Genomic DNA, 23,119 nt, shown 5'->3' with positions numbered 1-23,119 from the left:
GGGGGCGGCTCTTACATCGGCGGCTTGATCGGGCGGGCACAAGCCCTGCCTCCATTGATGTGTCAGGATCACCATGCTCGGATTGGGCGTCATCGCCAAGCGCTTGTTCGGATCGGCGAATGATCGGTATGTGAAATCGCTCGGTGCGATCGTGACGAAGATCAACGCCTTCGAGCCGGCGCTTCAGGCGCTCGACGACGAGGCGCTGCGGCTGCAGACGGACAAGTTCAAGGCACGGCTGGAAGCCGGCGAAAGCCTCGACGACATTCTGCCCGAAGCCTTCGCAACTGTTCGCGAGGGCTCGCGCCGTGCGCTCGGCATGCGCCACTTCGATGTGCAGATGGTCGGCGGCATCGTGCTCCACCGTGGCGAGATCGCCGAGATGCGCACCGGCGAGGGCAAGACGCTCGTTGCCACGCTGGCGGTGTATCTCAATGCGCTCACCGGCAAGGGCGTGCATGTGGTGACGGTGAATGACTATCTTGCCAGCCGCGATGCCGGCTGGATGGGGCAGGTCTATCGCTTCCTGGGGCTGAGCGTGGGCGTGATCATCCCCAATCTCGATGATGCCAGCCGGCGCGCGGCCTATGGCAGCGACATCACCTATGGCACCAACAACGAGTTCGGCTTCGATTATCTGCGCGACAACATGAAGTACAGCCGCGAGCAGATGGTGCAGCGGCCCTTCAATTTCGCGGTGGTCGACGAGGTCGATTCGGTGCTGATCGACGAGGCGCGGACGCCGCTGATCATCTCCGGGCCAACCGACGACAAGAGCGAGCTCTACATCTCGGTCGACGCGATGGTGAAGACGCTGGTGCCCGAAGATTATATCGTCGACGAAAAGGCCAAGTCGGTGATCCTGACCGAGGATGGCACCGAAAAGGCCGAGCGCGCGCTCGAAGCCGCCGGGCTGCTCGAGGGCGAAAACCTGTATGACTTCGAGAACACCCAGGTGGTGCACCATCTCAACCAGGCTTTGCGCGCCAATGTGATCTTCCGCATCGACACCGATTACATCGTGCGGAACGGCAAGGTGGTGATCATCGACGAGTTCACCGGCCGCATGATGGACGGGCGGCGCTGGTCCGATGGCCTGCATCAGGCGGTGGAAGCCAAGGAGGGGGTAACGATCCAGCCCGAGAACCAGACGCTGGCGAGCATCACCTTCCAGAATTATTTCCGCATGTACCCCAAGCTGGGGGGCATGACCGGCACCGCGGCGACCGAGGCATCGGAATTCTACGATATCTACAAGCTCAACGTCGTCGAGATGCCGACCAACCTGCCGGTCAAGCGCATCGATGTGGATGACGAATTTTACAAGAGCGCTGCCGACAAGTACAAGGCGATCGTCAAGACCATCGGCGAGGCTTCGGCCAAGGGCCAGCCGATCCTGGTCGGCACGGTGTCGATCGAGAAGAGCGAGATGCTGAGCGAGTTCCTGACCAAGGAAGGCGTGAAGCATGTCGTGCTCAACGCCCGCTACCATGAGCAGGAAGCGCAGATCGTCGAGCAGGCCGGGCGGCTCGGCGCGGTGACGATCGCCACCAACATGGCCGGGCGCGGCACCGATATCCAGCTCGGCGGCAATGCCGAAGCGCGGATCGGACGCGAGCTGGCGGAATTCCATGATGGCCCCGAGAAGGACGCCGAAATTGCTCGCATCAAGGCCGAGGCGGCGGCCGAGCGCGAGGCGGTGCGTGCCGCCGGCGGGCTGTTCGTGCTCGGCACCGAGCGCCACGAAAGCCGGCGCATCGACAACCAGTTGCGCGGCCGCTCGGGCCGGCAGGGGGACCCCGGCTTTTCGCGATTCTACCTCAGCCTCGATGACGATCTGCTCCGCATCTTCGGCCAGCAATCGATGCTCAGCCGGATGATGAATTCGGGGCTCGAGGAGGGCGAGGCGATCGTCCACCCCTGGATTTCCAAGGCGATCGAGACTGCGCAGAAGAAGGTGGAAGCGCGCAACTACGATATCCGCAAGCAGCTGCTGCAATATGATGATGTGATGAACGACCAGCGCAAGGTCGTCTACGAGCAGCGCGCCGACATCATGGATTCGGAGACGGTCGGCGATGTGGTCGTCGACATGCGCCACGAGACGGTAAACGCCATCGTCGCCGAGACCTGCCCGCAAGGCAGCTTCCCCGAACAATGGGATGTGGCGGAGCTTCAGGACAAGGTGACCAACACGCTGGGGCTCGACATCGACGTGACCGGCTGGCCGCAGGAAGATGCCATCGACCCCGAGATGGTCGTCGAGCGGCTGATCGAGGCGTCGGATGCGCTGATGGCCGACAAGGCCGCCAGCGTGCCGCCCGAAAGCTGGATCTCGATCGAGAAGAACTTCCTGCTTCAGGCGCTCGACCATCACTGGAAGGAGCATCTGGCGACGCTCGATGCGCTCCGCCAGGTGATCCATCTCCGCGCCTATGCGCAGAAGACACCGCTCAACGAATACAAGTCGGAAGCCTTTGCGCTGTTCGAGCGGATGCTGGTGATCGTGCGCGAGGATGTGACGCGGACGCTGGCGCTGGCGCAATTCTCGATGGAACCGCAGTCCGAACCCGCACTTCCGGGCTTTGTGACGACGCACATCGACCCGTTCACCGGCGAGAATGATGCCGGTGGATTTTCGATGCCGTCGCTCGATGCCTTTGGCTCGTTGCCGCCCAGTTCACTACCACCCGGCGCGCTCGCTGGCGCCATGGCGGCGACGGCCGAGCTGGTTGATGTGGACGAGGAGACGCGCGCCGAATGGCTGCGCGAAGTGCCGCGCAATGCGATGTGCCCGTGCGGCAGCGGCAAGAAGTTCAAGCATTGCCATGGGGTGATTTGAGGCTGCCGCAGCGACCGGGAATTCGCCCCCGGCAATAGCCGTTCCTTGCGCTGTCCTCGATATTCCTTATGTTGAGGACGATCGATGCAGGAAATGAAGATGGGCAGTTGGATGACGCTGAACGTGCGGGTCAGCGGGATCTTGGGTGAGTTCGTTGCCGCCAATGTCGGTGATGATGGGGCCTATGAGAATGTCAGCGAATATGTCCGGGACCTGATCCGCCGGGACAAGGAGCGCGTGGACGCTGAAGCGTACACGCGGTTGAAGACCGAGTTGATGGCCGCCTTTGCCGCGCCGGAGACAGCGTATGAAACCCTGGACGCCGAGATGATCATCAGCCGCAATATGCGGCGCTGATAGATGACCGCCTTTCGTGTCCAGGCCGGGGCAGGTCGCCGCCTCGATGACATCTATGTTCATACGCGCAAGGTGTGGGGAGATGAGCAGGCATCGCGCTATCTCCACGGCCTTTTTGCGCAATTCGAAGACATTGCGGCTCGCAGGGTCGTGTGGCGCTCCATTCCCGCCGAGTTCGAGGTCGAGGGGTTCTACTGCCGCCATGAGCAGCATTTCATCTATTGGAGGCTGCTTTCCGATGGCGTGATCGGTATCGTGACGATCTTGCACGAGCGCATGCATCAACTCGACCGGTTTCGCGAGGACGTCGCACCTTAGGTGTGAGGATCCGCGATCATTCAGTGCCCGACGCGCAGCCGCGAGTCTTATTCCTGGTCCCGCCGCGACAGCGCCTGCCAATCCGCATCTCCGCCGGTCGGCTGGCGCATCTGTACCAGGCTGGCCCAGAGGCGGGGGAGGCGGCTGCGGAGCATCAGGCGAGCGAGGCGTATCCTCGCCGGCGTGGCGAGGGCGGGCTGGACGAACAGGAGATAGTTGCCGCGGGCGACAAGCGTGTAGCCGAAGCGGCGAGCGATGAGGTCGATGGCGGCGTCTGAATAGAAGAAGATGTGCTGGCCGGTGCTGGGGGTGAGATACCACCAGTTCGCACCTTCGCCGTGCCAGCGGGTGGTGGAGGCGAGGACCGCCCTGGCGCCGCGGCCGAAGATCTGGGCGAGATCTTCGGCGGGGTTGGCGAAATGCTCCATCACTTCGAAGGCCGTGACGAGATCGGGCGTCGTGAAATCGGGGGCATCGAAGCCCTGGGCGTAGCCGGGGCGGGCATGGGCGTCCTCGACAAAGGCGTTGAGGCCATGATCGCGGAGCAGGCGGGCGTGGAGGCCGTCCCCGCCGCCGAAATCGAGGATGTTGCCGAGACCGAACAGCCGCGCGACAAGGTGGCTGGCGCCCATGTTGACGAAGCAGCGTTGGGCGGCGCCGGTATCGAGGTCGGCGAGGTTGTTGGCATAAGCCTCCGCCAGCCAGTGCGGCGGCTCGGTCTGCAGCGAGCCGCAGCCGGCGCAGGCGAGATAGCCGACCTTGTGACGGCCGAGCAGGGTACCGGTGAAGCGGGGGTTGAGGTCGCCGCCGCAGAGGCGGCAAGCGGCGGGTGCAGTTGGGACCGACATGGCATGCTGTGTGGCGGCTGCGGCAGGCAAATGCCAGTGGTTTGCGGGCGGCCGGGCCTGTGGACGATCGGGCAAGCGCATTGACGGCGGGGGCCGGCTGCACTATGCGGCGCCTTCCACTGCGCGTGGCTGCTTTGCACGCATGTGCCGCAGCTGCAGGTGGCGGAACGGACACGACAGGGTGCACCGCGCGCGCGGGGCCTGCCGAAAGGCTGGTCCTGACGCGCTTATGCCTTGGATGGGGTTTCCACTTCATCCCTGGGCGGAGCGGCTCTGGAGTAGGCACTTGCCATGGTGGCATGCGCCGAAGCGACAGGAAGAATTGATGCCAACAATCAACCAGTTGATCCGCAAGGGTCGCGATCCGCAGAAGGCGCGGAACAAGGTGCCGGCCATGGAGGCCTGCCCGCAGAAGCGTGGGGTTTGCACCCGCGTTTACACCACGACTCCGAAGAAGCCGAACTCCGCACTCCGCAAGGTTGCGAAGATTCGCCTGACCAACGGGTTCGAGGTCATCGGCTACATCCCCGGCGAAGGCCATAACCTGCAGGAGCACTCGGTTGTGCTGATTCGCGGTGGCCGCGTGAAGGATCTTCCCGGTGTGCGCTACCACATCCTCCGTGGCGTTCTGGACACCCAGGGCGTGAAGAATCGCAAGCAGAGCCGTTCGAAGTACGGCGCGAAGCGTCCGAAGTAAGGATTGGATTGAAATGGCACGTCGTCGTCGTCCCGAGAAGCGTGAAGTCCTGCCGGATCCCCGGTTTGGTGATGTCGTTCTCTCGAAGTTCATGAATCTGGTCATGCTGCAGGGCAAGAAGTCGGTCGCTGAGTCGATCGTCTATTCGGCCCTCGAGACCATCGAAGCCAAGAGCCGCCGCGAGCCGGTGGGCGTGTTCCATGATGCGCTGGCAAATGTGCGCCCGGGCATCGAGGTGCGGTCGCGCCGCGTTGGTGGCGCCACCTATCAGGTCCCTGTGGAAGTGCGCCCCGAGCGCAGCCAGGCACTGGCCATTCGCTGGTTGATCGCCGCAGCGCGCAAGCGCTCCGAGCACACCATGGCGCAGCGGCTCTCGGGCGAACTGCTCGATGCGGCTTCGAACCGTGGGGCTGCGGTGAAGAAGCGCGAAGATTCGCACCGGATGGCCGAAGCCAACCGCGCCTTCTCGCATTATCGCTGGTAATCTGGCGCTGGTAATATCGCGCGGGTAACCGCGCTCATCCTCTAATCGTCTGGCAGGTTTTCCATGGCACGCACAAATCCGCTCGAGCGGTATCGCAACATCGGCATCATGGCGCACATCGACGCCGGCAAGACGACGACGACCGAGCGCATCCTTTATTACACCGGCAAGTCCTACAAGATCGGCGAAGTGCATGAAGGCACGGCGACGATGGACTGGATGGAGCAGGAGCAGGAGCGCGGCATCACCATCACCTCGGCCGCCACGACCTGCTTCTGGAACGATCACCGCATCAACATCATCGACACGCCCGGCCACGTCGACTTCACGATTGAAGTCGAGCGTTCGCTGCGCGTGCTCGATGGTGCGGTGGCGTGCTTCGACGGTGTGGCCGGGGTCGAGCCCCAGTCCGAAACCGTGTGGCGCCAGGCGGACAAGTACAAGGTGCCGCGGATGTGCTTCGTCAACAAGCTCGACCGCACCGGTGCCAACTTCAACCGCTGTGTGCAGATGATCAAGGATCGCCTCGGCGCGCGGCCGGCGGTGCTGTATCTGCCGATCGGGTTGGAGGGTGATTTCATCGGCCTCGTCGATCTGGTCGAGAACCGCGCGATCGTGTGGCTCGAAGAGTCGCTCGGCGCCAAGTTCGAATACGCGGACATTCCGGACAATCTCAAGGACGAGGCCGCCCAGGCGCGCTCCGAGCTGATCGAGATGGCTGTCGAGCAGGACGATGCCCTGATGGAATCGTACCTCGAAGGCACCGAGCCGACGACGGCCGAACTGAAGGCGCTGATCCGCAAGGGCACGCTTGCGTTCGCCTTTGTGCCGGTGCTGTGCGGTTCGGCGTTCAAGAACAAGGGCGTGCAGCCGCTTCTCGATGCCGTGGTCGATTATCTGCCGAGCCCGCTCGACATTCCGCCGATGCACGGCATCAACCTGAAGGACGAGGACGAGATTCGCGAAGCGTCGGACGAAGCGCCCTTCTCGGCACTGGCGTTCAAGATCATGACCGATCCGTTCGTCGGCACGCTGACCTTTGCGCGCATCTATTCGGGCAAGCTCGAAGCCGCCTCGACCGTGCTCAACTCGGTGAAGGACAAGCGCGAGAAGATCGGCCGCATGCTGCTGATGCACGCCAACAACCGCGAGGACATCAAGGAAGCCTTTGCCGGCGATATCGTGGCACTGGTGGGCCTGAAGGATGTGACGACGGGCGACACGCTGTGCTCGCCGCTGAAGCCGATCATCCTCGAGCGGATGGAATTCCCCGAGCCCGTGATCGAAGTGGCCGTAGAGCCCAAGACCAAGGCCGACCAGGAGAAGATGGGCATCGCGCTCAACCGCCTGGCGCAGGAGGACCCGTCCTTCCGCGTGTCATCGGACATGGAATCGGGCCAGACGATCATCAAGGGAATGGGCGAGCTTCACCTCGAGATCCTCGTCGATCGCATGCGCCGCGAGTTCAAGGTCGAAGCGAATGTCGGTGCGCCGCAGGTGGCGTATCGCGAGTCGCTCGCCAAGAAGGTGGACGTCGATTACACCCACAAGAAGCAGTCGGGCGGCTCGGGCCAGTTCGGCCGCATCAAGTTCTCGGTCGAGCCGGGCGAGCGTGGTTCGGGCATCATCTTCATGGATGAGGTGAAGGGCGGCAATATTCCCAAGGAGTATATCCCGTCGGTCGAGAAGGGCATCCGCGAAGTTGCGGCGTCGGGCCACAAGATCGGCTTCCCGTTGATCGACTTCGTCGCCAAGCTGTATGACGGCGCCTACCATGACGTCGATTCGTCGGCGCTGGCGTTCGAGATCACCGGTCGTGGCGGCATGCGCGAAGCAGCTGAGAAGGCCGGGATCAAGATCCTCGAGCCGATCATGAAGGTTGAAGTGGTGACGCCGGAAGATTATCTCGGCGATGTCATCGGCGACCTGAACAGCCGCCGCGGACAGATCCAGGGCACCGACACGCGCGGCAACGCGCAGGTCATCGAGGCGATGGTGCCGCTGGCGAACATGTTCGGTTATGTGAACCAGCTGCGCTCGATGAGCCAGGGCCGGGCGCAGTATTCGATGCAGTTCAGCCACTATGACGAAGTGCCTTCGAACGTGGCCGAGGAGCTCAAGCTCAAATTGGCTTGATTTATTCGCAAACACGGCTAGTGAGCCTCGCCTTCGGGCGTGGTTGATCCACAGCGGCACGCACTACAGCACAGATTCGTGAAACGACTTTCGAGGAAGAGGTTTACCCCATGGGCAAGGCAAAATTCGAGCGGAACAAGCCGCACTGCAACATCGGCACCATCGGTCACGTCGACCATGGCAAGACCTCGCTGACCGCGGCGATCACCAAGATTCTGGCTGAAACCGGCGGCGCCACGTTCGTCGACTATGCCAACATCGACAAGGCGCCCGAAGAGCGCGAGCGCGGTATCACGATCTCGACCGCCCACGTCGAGTATGAAACCGCAGCGCGCCACTATGCGCACGTCGATTGCCCGGGCCACGCCGATTATGTGAAGAACATGATCACCGGTGCTGCCCAGATGGATGGCGCGATCCTGGTCGTGTCGGCCACCGATGGCCCGATGCCGCAGACCAAGGAGCACATCCTGCTCGCCAAGCAGGTCGGCGTGCCCTCGATGGTCGTCTTCATGAACAAGTGCGACCTGGTCGACGACGAGGAAATTCTCGAGCTGGTGGAAATGGAAATCCGCGAAGAGCTTTCCAAGCGCGATTACGACGGCGACAACATCCCGATCATCCGTGGTTCGGCTGTGTGCGCGCTCAATGGCACCAACGAGAAGCTCGGCCGCGAAGCTGTGCTAGCCCTCATGGCAGCCGTGGATGCGCACATCCCGCAGCCGGAGCGTCCGCTCGACCGTCCGTTCCTGATGCCGATCGAGGACGTGTTCTCGATCTCGGGTCGTGGCACCGTGGTGACCGGCCGTGTGGAATCGGGCATCGTCAAGGTCGGTGAGGAAATCGAGATCGTCGGCATCAAGGACACCCGCAAGACGGTGTGCACCGGCGTCGAAATGTTCCGCAAGCTGCTCGACCAGGGCCAGGCTGGCGACAACATCGGCGCACTGCTGCGCGGCGTTGGTCGTGACGACGTGGAGCGCGGCCAGGTGCTGTGCAAGCCCGGCACCATCAAGCCGCACACCGAGTTCACTGCCGAGGTCTATGTCCTTTCGAAGGACGAGGGTGGCCGTCACACGCCGTTCTTCGCCAACTACCGTCCGCAGTTCTACTTCCGCACGACCGATGTGACGGGCACCGTGGAGCTGCCGGAAGGCACCGAAATGGTGATGCCGGGCGACAATGTGCAGCTGAAGGTCAAGCTCATTGCCCCGATCGCCATGGATGCCGGCCTGCGCTTTGCAATTCGCGAAGGTGGCCGCACCGTCGGCGCCGGCGTGGTTGCAACGATCACCAAGTAAGGCTATAGGGCCGCTTCCCTCGGGAAGCGGCCCGATTCGTTCGGTCGCGAGCTCGCTCGGGACAGATTTTTAGACACCAGGCAACCAGGCTGGGTGAAGGACCTCGAAAGGGTCGCTCAGCCTGGTGTTTTTTGTCCGATACAAGATTGGTCACCATGGATACGCAGAACATCCGCATTCGCCTCAAGGCCTTTGATCACCGTGTGCTCGATGTGGCCACGGGTGAGATCGCCGACACGGCCAAGCGGACCGGTGCTGCTATTCGCGGCCCGATCCCGCTGCCGACCCGTTTCGAGCGTTTCACCGTGAACCGTTCGCCGCATGTCGACAAGAAGAGCCGGGAGCAGTTCGAGGTTCGCACCTACAAGCGTCTCCTCGATATCGTTGATCCGACCCCGCAGACCGTGGACGCGCTGATGAAGCTCGACCTCGCCGCTGGCGTCGACATCGAGATCAAGCTCGGCAAGTAATCGCCTGACTGAAAGACGCGGAGCGACTTTCGGAAGGGTCACGCCCCTCCAGGGAATTTTCCCGGGGGCCTCTGATGGAAAGGAATTGATCATGCGCACTGGCGTGATCGCGAAGAAGATGGGAATGACGCGGATCTTCCGCGACGATGGCCGGCATGTTCCGGTGACCGTTCTCGCTCTCGAAAACAACCAGGTCGTTGCGGTTCGCACCGCCGACAATGATGGCTATGTGGCTGTCCAGCTCGGTGCTGGCACCAAGAAGGCCAAGAACACCAGCAAGCCGGAGCGCGGCCATTTCGCCAAGGCGGAAGTCGAGCCCAAGGCCAAGGTCGCCGAATTCCGCGTCGATGCCGATGCCGTTCTGGCGCTTGGCGATACCATTTCGGCTGATCACTTCGTTGCCGGCCAGCTGGTCGACGTCACCGGCGTGACGCAGGGCAAGGGCTTTGCCGGCGGCATGAAGCGCTGGAACTTCGGCGGTCTGCGGGCCACCCACGGCGTGTCGGTCTCGCACCGTTCGCTGGGCTCCACCGGTCAGCGCCAGGATCCGGGCAAGGTCTTCAAGGGCAAGAAGATGGCCGGCCACATGGGCGACAAGCAGCGCACCCAGCAGAACCTCGAAATCGTCTCGACCGATGTCGAGCGCGGCCTCATCTTCGTTCGCGGCTCGGTGCCGGGCTCGAAGGGCGGCTGGCTGCTGATCAAGGATGCGGTCAAGGTCAAGGCTTCGGCCGATCTGCCCTATCCGGCCTCGCTCAAGTCGACCGCTGCTCCCGAGCAGAACAATGATCCGGCGCCTGTCGAAGTGGTTGACGCCGCTCCGGCCGCTGACGAAACCTCGGAGGCCTGAGGACCATGAAAATTACCGTCAAGACGATCGGCGCCGCGGATGCGGGCGAGATCGAGCTTTCGGAAGCGGTGTTCGGCCGTGAGCCGCGCCTCGACATCCTCCACCGCGTTGTCACCTGGCAGCTCGAAAAGCGCCGCGGCACCGCCCGCAAGGCGCGTGAGCGGTCCGAAGTGGCGCGCACCGGCAAGAAGCTCGGCAAGCAGAAGGGTGGCGGCTCGGCCCGTCACGGCAACCGCGCTGCACCGCAGTTCGTCGGTGGAGGCAAGGCGCACGGTCCTCGCGTTCGTGATTTCAATCCTGGCCTCAACAAGAAGATCCGCACCCTCGGCCTTTTCACCGCGCTGTCGGTGAAGGCGTCGGAAGGCAAGCTGATTGTGGTCGACGACCTCGACATCGAAGCCAAGACCAAGACCGTCATCGGCGCGCTCGGCGGGCTCGGCATCACCTCGGCGCTGTTCATCGATGGTGCCGAAGTCAACCGCAGCTTTGCGCTCGGTGCCGCCAACGTTCCGCATGTCGATGTGCTGCCGGTGATCGGCGCCAATGTGTACGACATTCTCAACCACGACACGCTGGTGCTGACCCGCGCTGCGGTCACTGCGCTGGAGGCCCGGGCAAATGGCTAAGGCTGAACCCAAGGTCATCGACCTGAAGCATTACGACTTGGTGACCAAGCCGGTCATCACCGAGAAGTCGACGCTGGTGAGCGAGTTCAACCAGGTCGTGTTCAAGGTCGCCAAGGATGCGACCAAGCCCGAGATCAAGGCTGCCATCGAAGCGCTGTTCAGCGTCAAGGTGCTGAGCGTCAACACCCTTATCCAGAAGGGCAAGACCAAGCGCTGGAAGGGCAAGGAATATCGCCGCTCCGACGAGAAGAAGGCGATCGTGACCTTGGCCGACGGCGACCGTATCGACGTGACCACGGGGATTTGAGACCATGGCTCTGAAGAATTACAACCCCACCAGCCCGGGCCGTCGCGGCCTGATCCTGGTCGACCGGTCGGGCCTGTTCAAGGGTCGTCCGATCAAGTCGTTGACGGTGGGCCTGCGCAAGTCGGGTGGCCGCAACAACATGGGTCATGCGACGGCACGCGGCATCGCCGGCGGCCACAAGCAGCTCTACCGCATGATCGATTTCAAGCGGCGGACCTGGGACGTGGCAGCGACCGTCGAGCGGCTGGAATATGATCCCAACCGTTCGGCGTTCATCGCGCTGGTCAAGTATCTCGATGGCAAGCAGCAGTACATCATCGCGCCGCAGCGTCTCGCCGTGGGTGACTCGGTCACCGCAGGCAAGAAGGTCGATGTGAAGCCTGGCAATGCCATGGAAATCGGCCAGATGCCGGTTGGCACCATCGTCCACAATGTCGAGCTGAAGCCCGGCAAGGGTGGTCAGATGGCGCGCGCCGCCGGCACCTTCGTCCAGGTTGTCGGTCGTGACCGTGGCCAGGTGATCATTCGCCTCAATTCGGGCGAGCAGCGTTACGTGCGCGGCGATTGCATGGCGACGGTGGGTGCGGTGTCGAACCCCGACAACAGCAACACCAACCTCGGCAAGGCCGGTCGCAATCGCTGGCTGGGCCATCGCCCGCTGACGCGCGGTGTCGCCAAGAACCCGGTCGATCACCCGCATGGTGGTGGTGAAGGCCGCACCTCGGGCGGTCGCCATCCGGTGACCCCATGGGGCAAGCCGACCAAGGGTGCGAAGACGCGCCACAACAAGGCGACGGATCACATGATCATCCGCTCGCGCCATGCCAAGAAGAAGAGGTAAGGGCCGATGAGCCGCTCCGTCTGGAAGGGTCCCTTTGTGGATCTCCACCTTCTGAAGAAGGCCGAAACCGCGCAGGCCAGTGGTGCGCGCGCGCCGATCAAGACCTGGTCGCGCCGCTCCACCATCCTGCCGCAGTTCGTTGGCCTGGTTTTCAGTGTCTACAATGGCAGGAAGCACATCCCCGTCTCGGTGTCCGAGGACATGGTGGGGATGAAGCTGGGTGAATTCGCGCCGACGCGCAGCTTCCCCGGCCATGCCGCCGACAAGAAGGGCAAGCGCTGATGTCGAAGCCCAAATCCCCCCGCAAGGTCGGTGACCGCGAGGCGCTTGCTGTCGCCACCGCCATCCGCGGCTCGGCGTACAAGCTCAACCTGGTGGCCGGCCTCATCCGCGGCCGCAAGGTCGGCGAAGCGCTGAACATCCTCACCTTCTCGAAGAAGGCCATGGCGATCGACGTCCGCAAGGTGCTCGCATCGGCAGTGGCGAACGCTGAGAACAACCATAACCTCGATGTCGACGCGCTGGTGGTTCAGGAAGCCAGCGTCGGCAAGGCGATCATGATGAAGCGCTTCACCCCGCGTGCTCGCGGCCGTGCTGCCCGCATCGAAAAGCCGTTCAGCCGGCTGCGTGTGGTGGTTCGTGAACTCGGTGACGACGCGGCGGAAGCCACTGGTAAGGATCGGGCATAATGGGTCATAAAACCTCCCCCATCGGTCTGCGCCTGCAGATCAACCGCACCTGGGACAGCCGCTGGTTCGCCAAGGGCGACGAGTATGGCAATTTGCTGCTCGAAGATCTCCGGATCCGCGAGTTCATCGTCAAGAATCACGCCCAGGCTGCCATCTCCAAGGTGGTGATCGAGCGCCCCGCCAAGCTGTGCCGCGTGTCGGTCTATGCTGCGCGTCCCGGCGTGATCATCGGCAAGAAGGGTGCGGACATCGAGAAGCTGCGCAAGCAGATCGCGCAGATGACCAAGAGCGACGTGAGCCTGAACATCGTCGAGATCCGCAAGCCGGAAATCGATTCCAAGCTCGTCGCTCAGGGCGTTGCCGATCAGCTCGAGCGCCGGATCGCCTTCCGCCGCGCCATGAAGCGTGCCGTGCAATCGGCGCTGCGTCTCGGCGCCGAGGGCATCAAGATCACCTGCTCGGGTCGTCTTGGTGGTGCGGAAATCGCGCGGACCGAATGGTATCGTGAAGGCCGGGTGCCGCTGCACACGCTGCGCGGCAATGTGGATTATGCCGAAGCGCAGGCGCACACCGCCTATGGCGTCTGCGGTGTGAAAGTCTGGATCTTCAAGGGTGAAATCCTTGGGCATGACCCGATGGCGCAGGACCGTCTGATGATGGAATCGCAGACCAGCGGCGTGCGGCCGGCGCGCTAAGGGATATTGAGAAATGTTGCAGCCAAAGCGCACAAAGTTCCGAAAGGCCTTCAAGGGCCGCATCCATGGTGAAGCCAAGGGTGGCACGGCGCTCAACTTCGGGGCCTTCGGCCTCAAGGCCCTCGAGCCCGAGCGGATCACCGCGCGCCAGATCGAAGCGGCTCGCCGTGCGATCTCGCGCCACATCAAGCGTGCCGGTCGGCTCTGGATCCGGGTGTTCCCCGATGTTCCGGTGTCGAGCAAGCCTGCCGAAGTCCGCATGGGCAAGGGCAAGGGTGCGCCGGAATATTGGGCTGCGCGCGTCAAGCCGGGCCGGATCATGTTCGAGCTCGACGGTGTGCCTTACGATGTTGCCGCGGGTGCCTTCGAGCGTGCAGCTGCCAAGCTGCCGATCAAGGTGAAGATGGTGGTTCGCCTCGGCGAGTCGACGACGAAGCAGGACTGAGGCGATGGCACAGACGAAGATTGCGGACCTCAAGGTCCAGAGTGATGACCAGCTTGCCGGCGAGCTCTCCCAGCTTAAGCGCGAGCAGTTCAACCTGCGGTTCCAGGCGGCCACCGGCCAGCTGGAGCGGCCGGGCCGGGTTCGTGAGGTGCGCCGCACCATCGCGCGCATCAAGACGCTGCAGTCGGCCCGCAAGCCGGCTGCCGGCGAAGGAGCTTAACACATGCCGAAGCGCATTCTGCAGGGCACCGTTGTGTCCGACAAGGGCGAAAAGACGGTGGTCGTGCTGATCGAGCGCAAGGTTGCGCACCCGGTCTATGGCAAGATCATTCGCCGCTCGAAGAAGTATCACGCCCATGATGAGGGCAACACCGTCAAGGCCGGAGACATCGTTCGCATCGAAGAGTGCGCGCCGATTTCCAAGCTGAAGACCTGGAAAGTCCTGGAGACTGAAAAATGATCCAGATGCAGACGAACCTGGATGTCGCTGACAACAGCGGCGCCAAGAGGGTGATGTGCATCAAGGTGCTCGGTGGCTCGAAGCGTCGGTTTGCCGGCGTCGGCGATGTGATCGTGGTGTCCATCAAGGAAGCGCAGCCCAAGGGCAAGGTGAAGAAGGGTGATGTGCATCGCGCCGTCGTCGTTCGCACCGCCAAGGACATTCGCCGTCCCGATGGCTCGGTGATCCGCTTCGATGGCAACGCCGCGGTGCTGATCAACAAGAACGAGGAGCCGATCGGCACCCGTATCTTCGGGCCGGTGGTGCGTGAGCTGCGCGCAACGGGTCACATGAAGATCATCAGTCTTGCGCCGGAGGTGCTGTAATGAGCGCTGCCAAGATCAAGAAGGGCGACACCGTCGTCATCCTGTCCGGCAAGGACAAGGGCAAGTCGGGCGAAGTGACCAAGTCGCTGCCGCGTGACGGCAAGGTCGTGGTTGCGGGCATCAACATCATGACCCGCCACAAGAAGCCGAGCCAGACCGATCCGAATGGCGGCCTGGAAAAGATCGAAGCGCCGATGGCGGTTTCGAAAGTTGCACTCGCCGATCCCAAGGACGGCAAGCCGACCCGGGTTGGTTTCAAGGTGCTGGAAGATGGTCGCAAGGTGCGGGTCGCCAAGCGGTCGGGAGAGGTGATCAATGGCTGATTCAGAGACCAGCTACACGCCGCGGATGCAGGCGCTGTATGCCGAGAAGATCCGCGCGGCGATGACCGAACGCTTTGGCTACACCAATGTCATGCAGGTGCCGTCGATCCAGAAGATCGTGCTCAACATGGGCGTGGGTGAAGCAACGCAGGACAAGAAGAAGGTCGATATCGCGGCTGCCGAAATGGCGCTGATCGCCGGCCAGAAGCCGGTGATCGTCAAGGCCAAGAAGTCGGTCGCCACCTTCAAGCTGCGCGAAGGCATGCCGATCGCGTGCAAGGTGACGCTGCGCCGCGAGCGGATGTACGAATTCCTCGACCGGCTGATCACCATCGCTTTGCCGCGCGTCCGCGATTTCCGCGGTCTCAACCCGAAGAGCTTCGATGGCCGCGGCAATTATGCCATGGGCCTGAAGGAGCAGATCATCTTCCCCGAAATCAACTATGATCGGATCGAGAAGGTTCGCGGCATGGATGTGATCGTGACCACTTCGGCGAAGACCGACGACGAAGCCCGCGAACTGCTGGCCCTGTTCGGTTTTCCGTTCATCGGTCTCACCCAAGACAAGAAGGCGGCTTGAGCCATGGCAAAGCTTTCCTCGATCAACAAGAACGAGCGTCGCAAGGCGCTGGTGGTAAAGTATGCGGGCAAGTTCGCCGTGCTCAAGGCCATCGCGGCCGACACGTCGCGCGATGACAATGAGCGGCTGATGGCGCGGCTGAAGATGGCCGAGCTGCCGCGCAACGCCAATCCGACGCGGGTGCGCAACCGTTGCGAGCTGACCGGCCGCAGCCGTGCCTATTACCGCAAATTCAAGCTTTCGCGCATCATGCTGCGGGAACTGGCCAACAAGGGCCTGATCCCCGGTGTGACGAAGTCGAGCTGGTAAGGGCCTGACAGATGTCGATGACCGATCCCCTGGGCGACATGCTCACCCGGATCCGCAATGGCCAGCAGGCCAAGAAGGATTCGATTCTCACCCCGGCTTCCAAGCTGCGCGCACGCGTTCTCGATGTGCTCCAGCGTGAAGGCTATATCCGTGGCTACAGCAAGGCAGACGATGGCACGACCTCGGCCGCCCTGCGTATCGACCTGAAGTATTTCGAGGGCCAGCCGGCCATCCAGCACGTTTCGCGCGTGTCGAAGCCCGGCCGCCGCGTCTACTCGGGTGCCACCGAACTGCCGCGGGTCCGCAATGGCCTCGGCATTGTCATCGTCTCGACGCCACGTGGTGTTCTCTCGGATGCGGAAGCGCGCGAGCAGAATGTCGGTGGCGAAGTCCTCTGCCAGGTATTCTGATCATGTCGCGCATTGGAAAAAAGCCGGTTGCGGTGCCTGCGGGCGTCTCGGCCTCGATCGAAGGCCGCGTGCTGAGCGTGAAGGGCCCCAAGGGCGAACTCACGTTGCCACTGGTGGACGATATCGCCTATGAGGTCCGTGACAGCGAGATCGGCGTGACGCCTGCCAACGACAGCAAGCGTGCCCGTGCCTATTGGGGGATGCAGCGCACGCTCGTCGCCAATCTGGTGCAGGGTGTGTCGGGCGGCTTCACCAAGGTCCTCGAGATCACCGGTGTCGGTTATCGTGCAGCGGTGCAGGGTTCCAACCTGCGCCTGCAGCTTGGCTACAGCCATGATGTCGATTTCGCCATCCCCGATGGCATCACCATCAAGACGCCGGATCAGACCACGGTCGAAATCAGCGGCATGGACAAGCAGCGCGTCGGCCAGGTGGCAGCGGAAATCCGCCGCTGGCGCAAGCCCGAGCCCTACAAGGGCAAGGGTGTGCGGTATCGCGGCGAGTTCATCTTCCGCAAGGAAGGGAAGAAGAAGTAATGGCCAAGCTCTCTGTTTTCGAGCAGCGCCGTCGGCGCGTGCGCACGGCTCTCCGCTCCAAGGGTGGCGGTCGCCCGCGTTTGTCGATCCACCGCACGTCGCAGCATATCTATGCGCAGGTGATCGATGACAGCCAGGGCGTGACGCTCGCGGCCGCTTCGACGCTGGAAGTCGAGGTGCGTGCCACCACCGGCGCCACCAAGGATGCAGCAACCGAAGTCGGCAAGCACTTGGCCGAGCGTGCCAAGGCGGCGGGTGTTTCGGCGGTCGTGTTCGACCGCGGCGGGTTCCTGTTCCATGGCCGCGTCAAGGCGCTGGCCGAGGGCGCCCGCGAGGGCGGATTGGAGTTTTAAGATGGCTGATGAGATCGTTGACGCCGGCGCAGCACCCGCGGAACAGCCCCAGGGCCGTCGCGGGCCTGGTGGTGGTCGGGGTGGACCCGGTGGTGGCCGTGATGGCAACCGTGGTCCGGGGCGTGGTGGTGGTCGTGACGACCGCAACCGTGGCCGCCGTGACGCAAATGCCGAGCCGGGCGCCGAGGAGCTGGTCGAGAAGCTCGTGCACATCAACCGCGTGTCCAAGACCGTCAAGGGCGGCAAGCGCTTCGGTTTCGCCGCACTCGTGGTGGTCGGCGATGCCAAGGGCCGCGTCGGCTTCGGCCATGGCAAGGCGCGCGAAGTGCCGGAAGCCATCCAGAAGGCAACGGCCGCTGCCAAGAAGGCGATGATCCGCGTGCCGCTGCGCGATGGCCGCACCCTGCACCATGATGGCTATGGCCATTTCGGCGCCGGCAAGGTCTATGTCCGCTCCGCTACCCAGGGTACCGGCATCATCGCCGGCGGGCCGATGCGCGCCGTGTTCGAATCGCTCGGCGTGGCCGATGTGGTGACGAAGTCTGTGGGCACCAATAACCCCTATAACATGATCCGGGCGACCTTTGCGGCCCTCTCCGAGCAGACCAGCCCGAAGAGCGTGGCGCAGCGGCGCGGCAAGAAGATTGCCGATCTGATGGCCCGGCGCGGCGATGTTTCGGCACGCGTTGCCGAAGCCGATGCCGAAGCTGTGGCATAAGGATTGATTGACATGGCCAAGATCAAAGTCACCCAGACCGGCTCGCCGATCCGCCGTGCGCCTTCGCAGGAAGCCACGCTGATCGGCCTCGGCCTCAACAAGATGAACCGCTCGCGCGAGCTGGAGGACACCCCGTCCATCCGTGGCATGATCGCCAAGGTTGCGCACATGGTGAAGGTCGAAGAGATCGCCTGAGGCGGCTCCCGATCCATCTGATTTTCAACCGCGCGACCAAAGCGAAAGCGAGTGCACCCCATGACCAAGCTCAACGATCTCCACGACAATCCCGGCGCTCGCAAGGACCGCGTTCGCGTCGGCCGCGGCATCGGCTCGGGCATCGGCAAGACCGCCGGGCGCGGCATGAAGGGCCAGAAGTCGCGCGAAGGCGTGTCGATCAAGGGCTTCGAAGGCGGCCAGATGCCGCTGCACATGCGCATCCCGAAGCGCGGCTTCAACAACATCTTCCGCAAGGATTATGCCGAGATCAACCTCGGCACGCTGCAGGCCGCGATCGACGCCGGCAAGCTCGATGTCTCGCAGGTGATCGACTCGGCGGCGCTTCTGGCCTCCAAGGTTCTGACACATGGCCGTGATGGCGTTCGCCTGCTCGGCAAGGGTGCGCTGACCGCCAAGGTCAATCTGAAGGTCGATGGCGTCAGTGCGTCGGCCAAGGCTGCCGTGGAAGCCGCAGGCGGCTCGATCGAGCTGCCGGCGCCCAAGCCTGCGGCGCTGACCAAGGACGAAGCCAAGGCCGCGCGCGCCGAAGCCCGTGCGGCCAAGGCCGCCGGCTGAACCAGTCGATGGAGCATCCGCAACCGGCGGATGTGCGGACCAGTCAAAAAGCAGCATGGCAATGCGGGCTGGTCCACCCTATCTACGCGAAACAGGCCCGCTTCCGGGCTGAAGGGTGACAGGCAGGGACGATGGCATCAGCCGCCGAACAAATGGCCGCGAACCTCAGCTTCGCGAATTTCTCCAAGGCCACCGAGCTCAAGAAGCGCCTCTGGTTCACGCTTGGTGCGCTTGTCGTGTTCCGGCTGGTGTCCTTCGTGCCGCTGCCGGGAATCGACCCCGTGGCGCTGGGCACGCTGTTCGAGGGCACCAAGGGTGGCGTCCTCGATTTCTTCAACATGTTCTCGGGCGGTGCGCTCGAGCGCATGAGCCTGATCGCGCTCGGCGTGACTCCGTACATCACCGCCTCCATCGTCGTGCAGCTGATGACCTCGCTGGTCCCCAGCTTCATGGCGCTGAAGAAGGAAGGTGACACCGGCCGCAAGACATTGAACCAGTACACGCGCTTCGGCACGGTGTTCCTCACGATTGTCCAGGGCTATGGCATCGCTGTCGGCCTTGAAAGCTGGGGCTCGGCGGATGGTCTGAGCGCTGTCATCGATCCGGGCATGTTCTTCCGCATCTCCACGGTCATCAGCCTGGTGGGCGGCACGCTGTTCCTGATGTGGCTCGGCGAGCAGATCACCAGCCGCGGCATCGGCAACGGCATTTCGCTCATCATCATGGCCGGCATCGTGGCGCAGCTGCCGAGTGGTGCGGCCACCATGTTCGAGCAGGCGCGGACCGGTGCCATTTCCGGCGGCTTCGTGGTTCTGGTCCTTGTGCTGGCTCTCGCAACCATCGCCTTCATCTGTCTGATGGAGCGCGCCCAGCGCCGCATCCTGATCCAGTATCCCAAGCGCCAGGTCGGCAGCCGCATGAGCCAGGGCGAGAGCTCGCACCTTCCGCTCAAGATCAACACTGCCGGCGTCATCCCGCCGATCTTTGCCTCGTCGCTCTTGCTGATGCCGCTCACCGTGGCACAGTTCGCGGCGCAGGGCGGCAGCGGGCCCGACTGGTTGATCACCGTGACGACGGCGCTTCAGCACGGCGCGCCGCTCTACATGGCGCTCTATGCGATCGGCATCGCCGGCTTTGCCTTCTTCTACACCGCGATCGTGTTCAATCCTGAAGAGACCGCCGAGAATCTCAAGAAATATGGCGGGTTCATCCCGGGCATCCGGCCAGGCCAGCGCACGGCGGAATTCCTCGATTATGTGCTCAACCGGATCACGGTGGTCGGGGCAGCCTATCTGGTGTTGATCTGCCTGCTTCCCGAGTTCCTTATCTCGAGCCTGGCAGTGCCGTTTTATTTCGGTGGCACATCGCTGCTGATCGTGGTCAATGTCACCATGGATACGGTGGCGCAGATCCAGAGCCACCTGTTGGCCCATCAATATGAGGGGCTGATCAAGAAATCCAAACTGCGGGGCGGACGGCGTTGAACCTCATTCTTCTGGGTCCGCCGGGGGCGGGCAAGGGCACTCAGGCCGGACGGCTCGTCAAGGAGCGAGGCCTGGTGCAGCTTTCCACCGGAGACATGCTGCGCGCGGCTGTTGCCGCCCAGACGCCGATCGGCATTGCTGCGAAGAAGGTCATGGAAGCCGGCGAGCTGGTGTCCGATGCCATCGTCAACGGCATCCTTTCCGAGCGTCTCGACCATGAGGATTGCAGGCGCGGGTTCATCCTCGACGGGTATCCGCGCACACCCGCACAGGCGCATGAGCTCGACGCCATGCTAGCCGCCAAGAACATGAAGCTCGACCATGTCATCGAGCTCATGGTCGATGAGGAGGCGCTCGTCGAGCGCATCACCGGCCGCTTTACCTGCGGGAGCTGCGGCGAGGGCTATCACGATGTCTTCAAGCAGCCTGCGCAAGAGGGTGTGTGCGATGTGTGCGGCAGCAGCAGCTTCAAGCGGCGGCCCGACGACAATGCCGACACGGTGCGCACGCGCATGGCCGAGTATCGTGCCAAGACTGCGCCCATTCTGCCGCACTACGAAGCGCAGGGGCTGGTGAGCCGGCTCGATGGCATGGCCGACATGGATGCGGTGGCAACAAGCATCGATGCAGTGATCGGCAACTGAGGCGCAGATATTGATTCGGGCTTGACTCTTCTGGAGTCGGTCTATACCGCCGCTCACTCCGATGAACCGGAAATAGGCTTTGAGCGGCATTTCAGCCGTTTGAACGGCTGCTTTGAGATGGGACCGTTGCCCTCGGCCCCGTGGAGCATGGAAGGAAGCATTTGTGGCACGTATTGCGGGTGTTAACATCCCGACCAACAAGCGCGTTGAAATCGCGCTCACATATATTCACGGCATCGGTCGCACCACTGCCAAGCGTCTTGCCGGCGAGCTGGGCTTTCCGCCCGAGCGCCGGGTGCAGGAACTGACGGACGCCGAAGTGCTGCTGATTCGCGAGAAGATCGACCGCGAGCTCAGTGTGGAAGGCGACCTGCGTCGCCAGACGCAGATGAACATCAAGCGGCTGATGGACCTCGCCTGCTATCGCGGGCTGCGCCACCGCAAGGGCCTTCCGGTCCGCGGCCAGCGCACCCACACCAACGCCCGCACCCGCAAGGGCAAGGCCAAGCCGATCGCCGGCAAGAAGAAGTAAGCGCAACCGCCTTCACTTCTTTCTCACCAGCAGACACGGAACAGGATCAATTCGATGGCACGCGAAGTCGCACGCATCAAGCGCCGGGAGCGCAAGAACATCACCTCTGGCGTCGCTCATGTGAACGCCAGCTTCAACAACACCATGATCACCATCACCGATGCCCAGGGCAATGCTATTGCCTGGTCGAGCGCCGGCACGATGGGGTTCAAGGGCAGCCGCAAGTCGACGCCGTTCGCCGCCCAGATGGCGGCCGAAGATGCCGGCAAGAAGGCCGCGGAACATGGCGTGCGCACGCTCGAAGTCGAAGTGCGTGGGCCGGGTTCGGGCCGCGAATCGGCGCTGCGCGCATTGCAGGCGGTCGGCTTCCAGATCACCGCGATCCGCGACGTGACGCCGATCCCGCACAATGGCGTGCGGCCTCCGAAGCGCCGCCGGGTCTGAGTTTTGCTCCTGTGCGCTGCCGTGTCCCCCGGCGCGGCGGTGTGAGCGTTTTTTTGATGCCGGGGGTGGGCGGGTGACGACCCGTCTGCCCTGCTGATGATGAGGTGAGCCTGTGGCTGTTATTGCCAAGAACTGGACCGAACTGAAGAAGCCGAACCGGCTGGAATCCAAGGCTGCTGCCGACCAGCGGCGCAAGGCAAGCTTCATCGCCGAGCCGCTCGAGCGTGGCTTCGGCCTCACGCTTGGCAACGCGCTTCGCCGCGTGCTGCTTTCCTCGCTGCAGGGTGCAGCCGTCACCGCCATCAAGATGGACGGTGTGCTTCACGAATTCTCGAGCCTTGCCGGTGTGCGCGAGGACGTGACCGACATCGTGCTCAACATTAAGCAGGTGGCGATCCGCATGCAGGGCGACCAGCCCAAGCGTGTGCACCTCAATGCCACCGGCCCGGGCGAAGTGACCGCCGGCCAGATCAACGTGACCGGTGACATGGAGGTGATGAACACCGACCTCGTCATCTGCACGCTCGATGAGGGCGCCACGCTCAACATGGAACTGACGGTCGAAGCCGGCAAGGGCTATGTGCCCGCCAGCGCCAACCGCCCCGCCGATGCGCCGATCGGGTTGATCCCGGTGGACGCGCTTTATTCGCCGGTGCGCCAAGTCAGCTACAAGGTGGACAACACCCGCGTCGGCCAGGAGCTCGATTACGACAAGCTGACGATCACGGTCGAGACCGATGGTTCGGTCACGCCTGAGGACAGCCTGGCCTATGCCGCCAAGATCCTTCAGGATCAGCTGCAGCTGTTCGTCAACTTCGAGGATGTCGTCGCTCCCGTGGCAGCGCCGCTGCCCGCCGGCGGCCCGATCGAGGTGGACGACAACACCGCGATCAACCGCTACCTGCTCAAGAAGGTCGACGAGCTCGAGCTGTCGGTGCGCAGCGCCAACTGCCTCAAGAACGACAACATCATCTACATCGGTGATCTGGTGCAGAAGAGCGAGAGCGAAATGCTCCGTACCCCGAACTTCGGTCGCAAGTCCTTGAACGAAATCAAGGAAGTCCTTGGTCATATGGGTCTGCGGCTCGGCATGGAAATTTCGGGCTGGCCGCCGGAGAACATCGAGGAAATGGCGAAGAAGCTCGAACAGGAGTTCTAAGCAAGCCGGCCGTGCGCGTGCCGCGCACGGACTCGGCGCAGCGTCGGCCAGCCGGGCCGGTGGCTGCGCCACCGGAACCGGTCTGACGTCACGACGCGGCTTTG

General features: G+C 63.1%; 34 protein-coding genes. 33 read left to right on the top strand and 1 reads right to left on the bottom strand.

Annotation, left to right across the window (positions count from 1 at the left end; all coding sequences use genetic code 11):
- Positions 1–73: 73 nt before the first annotated feature.
- From secA to FHS79_RS07580, 3 genes are all read left to right on the top strand, one after another.
- Complete coding sequence (gene secA, locus FHS79_RS07590; protein ID WP_184197787.1) at positions 74–2,842, top strand: preprotein translocase subunit SecA; 2,769 nt, start codon at positions 74–76, stop codon at positions 2,840–2,842.
- Positions 2,843–2,953: 111 nt separating this feature from the next.
- Positions 2,954–3,199: a ribbon-helix-helix domain-containing protein gene (locus tag FHS79_RS07585; protein WP_207792270.1), complete on the top strand. Its 246-nt coding sequence runs from the start codon at positions 2,954–2,956 to the stop codon at positions 3,197–3,199.
- Positions 3,200–3,202: 3 nt separating this feature from the next.
- Positions 3,203–3,517: a type II toxin-antitoxin system RelE/ParE family toxin gene (locus FHS79_RS07580; RefSeq protein WP_184197784.1), complete on the top strand. Its 315-nt coding sequence runs from the start codon at positions 3,203–3,205 to the stop codon at positions 3,515–3,517.
- Between the two features lie 47 nt (positions 3,518–3,564).
- On the opposite strand, the gene FHS79_RS07575 is transcribed toward FHS79_RS07580, so the two are convergent.
- Positions 3,565–4,365, bottom strand: a complete 801-nt coding sequence (locus FHS79_RS07575) for a class I SAM-dependent methyltransferase (RefSeq protein WP_184197781.1) — start codon at positions 4,363–4,365, stop codon at positions 3,565–3,567.
- 325 nt (positions 4,366–4,690) lie between these two features.
- On the opposite strand from FHS79_RS07575, the gene rpsL reads away from it, so the two are divergent.
- From rpsL to FHS79_RS07425, 30 genes are all read left to right on the top strand, one after another.
- Positions 4,691–5,062, top strand: a complete 372-nt coding sequence (rpsL, locus tag FHS79_RS07570; protein ID WP_184197778.1) for a 30S ribosomal protein S12 — start codon at positions 4,691–4,693, stop codon at positions 5,060–5,062.
- Between the two features lie 13 nt (positions 5,063–5,075).
- Positions 5,076–5,546: a 30S ribosomal protein S7 gene (gene rpsG / locus FHS79_RS07565; protein ID WP_184197775.1), complete on the top strand. Its 471-nt coding sequence runs from the start codon at positions 5,076–5,078 to the stop codon at positions 5,544–5,546.
- A gap of 63 nt (positions 5,547–5,609) precedes the next feature.
- The gene (gene fusA, locus FHS79_RS07560; RefSeq protein ID WP_184197772.1) at positions 5,610–7,682 is read left to right on the top strand and encodes an elongation factor G; all 2,073 of its coding nucleotides are present in this window, start codon (positions 5,610–5,612) and stop codon (positions 7,680–7,682) included.
- Positions 7,683–7,792: 110 nt separating this feature from the next.
- Positions 7,793–8,983 (top strand): elongation factor Tu, encoded by a 1,191-nt coding sequence (gene tuf / locus FHS79_RS07555; protein WP_184197769.1) that lies wholly within the window; start codon positions 7,793–7,795, stop codon positions 8,981–8,983.
- Between the two features lie 155 nt (positions 8,984–9,138).
- Positions 9,139–9,453 (top strand): 30S ribosomal protein S10, encoded by a 315-nt coding sequence (gene rpsJ, locus FHS79_RS07550; protein ID WP_184197765.1) that lies wholly within the window; start codon positions 9,139–9,141, stop codon positions 9,451–9,453.
- A 91-nt stretch (positions 9,454–9,544) separates the two neighbouring features.
- Positions 9,545–10,303: a 50S ribosomal protein L3 gene (gene rplC / locus FHS79_RS07545; protein ID WP_184197762.1), complete on the top strand. Its 759-nt coding sequence runs from the start codon at positions 9,545–9,547 to the stop codon at positions 10,301–10,303.
- Between the two features lie 5 nt (positions 10,304–10,308).
- Positions 10,309–10,929, top strand: coding sequence for a 50S ribosomal protein L4 (gene rplD, locus FHS79_RS07540; RefSeq protein WP_184197759.1), 621 nt, complete (start codon positions 10,309–10,311; stop codon positions 10,927–10,929).
- Positions 10,922–11,236, top strand: coding sequence for a 50S ribosomal protein L23 (locus FHS79_RS07535; protein ID WP_184197755.1), 315 nt, complete (start codon positions 10,922–10,924; stop codon positions 11,234–11,236). Before rplD ends, FHS79_RS07535 begins: the two co-directional genes overlap by 8 nt.
- A gap of 4 nt (positions 11,237–11,240) precedes the next feature.
- Positions 11,241–12,077: a 50S ribosomal protein L2 gene (gene rplB, locus FHS79_RS07530; RefSeq protein ID WP_184197752.1), complete on the top strand. Its 837-nt coding sequence runs from the start codon at positions 11,241–11,243 to the stop codon at positions 12,075–12,077.
- Between the two features lie 6 nt (positions 12,078–12,083).
- Positions 12,084–12,359 (top strand): 30S ribosomal protein S19, encoded by a 276-nt coding sequence (gene rpsS, locus FHS79_RS07525; RefSeq protein WP_184197750.1) that lies wholly within the window; start codon positions 12,084–12,086, stop codon positions 12,357–12,359.
- On the top strand, positions 12,359–12,766 hold the full coding sequence (gene rplV, locus FHS79_RS07520) for a 50S ribosomal protein L22 (RefSeq protein WP_184197747.1): 408 nt from the start codon (positions 12,359–12,361) through the stop codon (positions 12,764–12,766). Before rpsS ends, rplV begins: the two co-directional genes overlap by 1 nt.
- On the top strand, positions 12,766–13,461 hold the full coding sequence (rpsC, locus tag FHS79_RS07515; RefSeq protein ID WP_184197745.1) for a 30S ribosomal protein S3: 696 nt from the start codon (positions 12,766–12,768) through the stop codon (positions 13,459–13,461). The genes rplV and rpsC overlap by 1 nt, the downstream gene beginning before the upstream one ends.
- 13 nt (positions 13,462–13,474) lie before the next feature.
- Positions 13,475–13,906 (top strand): 50S ribosomal protein L16, encoded by a 432-nt coding sequence (gene rplP, locus FHS79_RS07510; RefSeq protein ID WP_184197742.1) that lies wholly within the window; start codon positions 13,475–13,477, stop codon positions 13,904–13,906.
- 4 nt (positions 13,907–13,910) lie between these two features.
- Positions 13,911–14,126 carry a 50S ribosomal protein L29 gene (rpmC, locus tag FHS79_RS07505; protein WP_184197739.1) on the top strand — a complete coding sequence of 72 codons (216 nt, stop codon included), beginning with the start codon at positions 13,911–13,913 and terminating at the stop codon, positions 14,124–14,126.
- 3 nt (positions 14,127–14,129) lie between these two features.
- Positions 14,130–14,366: a 30S ribosomal protein S17 gene (gene rpsQ, locus FHS79_RS07500; protein WP_184197736.1), complete on the top strand. Its 237-nt coding sequence runs from the start codon at positions 14,130–14,132 to the stop codon at positions 14,364–14,366.
- Positions 14,363–14,731 carry a 50S ribosomal protein L14 gene (gene rplN / locus FHS79_RS07495; RefSeq protein ID WP_184197733.1) on the top strand — a complete coding sequence of 123 codons (369 nt, stop codon included), beginning with the start codon at positions 14,363–14,365 and terminating at the stop codon, positions 14,729–14,731. Before rpsQ ends, rplN begins: the two co-directional genes overlap by 4 nt.
- Positions 14,731–15,054 (top strand): 50S ribosomal protein L24, encoded by a 324-nt coding sequence (gene rplX / locus FHS79_RS07490; protein WP_184197730.1) that lies wholly within the window; start codon positions 14,731–14,733, stop codon positions 15,052–15,054. The genes rplN and rplX overlap by 1 nt, the downstream gene beginning before the upstream one ends.
- A complete protein-coding gene (gene rplE, locus FHS79_RS07485) occupies positions 15,047–15,634 on the top strand; it encodes a 50S ribosomal protein L5 (RefSeq protein ID WP_184197726.1) in 588 nt (195 codons plus the stop codon). The genes rplX and rplE overlap by 8 nt, the downstream gene beginning before the upstream one ends.
- A gap of 3 nt (positions 15,635–15,637) precedes the next feature.
- Positions 15,638–15,943 (top strand): 30S ribosomal protein S14, encoded by a 306-nt coding sequence (rpsN, locus tag FHS79_RS07480; RefSeq protein WP_184197723.1) that lies wholly within the window; start codon positions 15,638–15,640, stop codon positions 15,941–15,943.
- 11 nt (positions 15,944–15,954) lie between these two features.
- Positions 15,955–16,353 (top strand): 30S ribosomal protein S8, encoded by a 399-nt coding sequence (gene rpsH / locus FHS79_RS07475; RefSeq protein ID WP_184197721.1) that lies wholly within the window; start codon positions 15,955–15,957, stop codon positions 16,351–16,353.
- A 2-nt stretch (positions 16,354–16,355) separates the two neighbouring features.
- On the top strand, positions 16,356–16,889 hold the full coding sequence (gene rplF / locus FHS79_RS07470; RefSeq protein ID WP_184197718.1) for a 50S ribosomal protein L6: 534 nt from the start codon (positions 16,356–16,358) through the stop codon (positions 16,887–16,889).
- Positions 16,889–17,242, top strand: a complete 354-nt coding sequence (gene rplR / locus FHS79_RS07465) for a 50S ribosomal protein L18 (RefSeq protein WP_184197715.1) — start codon at positions 16,889–16,891, stop codon at positions 17,240–17,242. Before rplF ends, rplR begins: the two co-directional genes overlap by 1 nt.
- A gap of 1 nt (position 17,243) precedes the next feature.
- A complete protein-coding gene (gene rpsE, locus FHS79_RS07460; RefSeq protein WP_243452740.1) occupies positions 17,244–17,960 on the top strand; it encodes a 30S ribosomal protein S5 in 717 nt (238 codons plus the stop codon).
- Positions 17,961–17,972: 12 nt separating this feature from the next.
- Entirely contained in the window at positions 17,973–18,155 is a 183-nt protein-coding gene (rpmD, locus tag FHS79_RS07455) for a 50S ribosomal protein L30 (RefSeq protein ID WP_184197712.1), read from the top strand.
- Between the two features lie 60 nt (positions 18,156–18,215).
- Positions 18,216–18,752: a 50S ribosomal protein L15 gene (gene rplO / locus FHS79_RS07450; RefSeq protein ID WP_184197709.1), complete on the top strand. Its 537-nt coding sequence runs from the start codon at positions 18,216–18,218 to the stop codon at positions 18,750–18,752.
- 131 nt (positions 18,753–18,883) lie between these two features.
- On the top strand, positions 18,884–20,236 hold the full coding sequence (secY, locus tag FHS79_RS07445; RefSeq protein ID WP_184197704.1) for a preprotein translocase subunit SecY: 1,353 nt from the start codon (positions 18,884–18,886) through the stop codon (positions 20,234–20,236).
- Positions 20,233–20,880, top strand: a complete 648-nt coding sequence (locus FHS79_RS07440) for an adenylate kinase (RefSeq protein WP_184197702.1) — start codon at positions 20,233–20,235, stop codon at positions 20,878–20,880. The genes secY and FHS79_RS07440 overlap by 4 nt, the downstream gene beginning before the upstream one ends.
- 163 nt (positions 20,881–21,043) lie before the next feature.
- Positions 21,044–21,412 carry a 30S ribosomal protein S13 gene (gene rpsM, locus FHS79_RS07435; protein WP_184197699.1) on the top strand — a complete coding sequence of 123 codons (369 nt, stop codon included), beginning with the start codon at positions 21,044–21,046 and terminating at the stop codon, positions 21,410–21,412.
- Between the two features lie 54 nt (positions 21,413–21,466).
- Positions 21,467–21,856, top strand: coding sequence for a 30S ribosomal protein S11 (rpsK, locus tag FHS79_RS07430; RefSeq protein WP_152577529.1), 390 nt, complete (start codon positions 21,467–21,469; stop codon positions 21,854–21,856).
- Between the two features lie 112 nt (positions 21,857–21,968).
- Positions 21,969–23,015 (top strand): DNA-directed RNA polymerase subunit alpha, encoded by a 1,047-nt coding sequence (locus tag FHS79_RS07425; RefSeq protein ID WP_184197696.1) that lies wholly within the window; start codon positions 21,969–21,971, stop codon positions 23,013–23,015.
- Positions 23,016–23,119: the final 104 nt, after the last annotated feature.

The organism is Polymorphobacter multimanifer, from assembly GCF_014205635.1.
Classification (GTDB): domain Bacteria; phylum Pseudomonadota; class Alphaproteobacteria; order Sphingomonadales; family Sphingomonadaceae; genus Sandarakinorhabdus; species Sandarakinorhabdus multimanifer.
The sequence above is the reverse complement of the archived record's forward strand: the minus strand, read 5'-3'. Positions and strand labels throughout refer to the sequence as shown.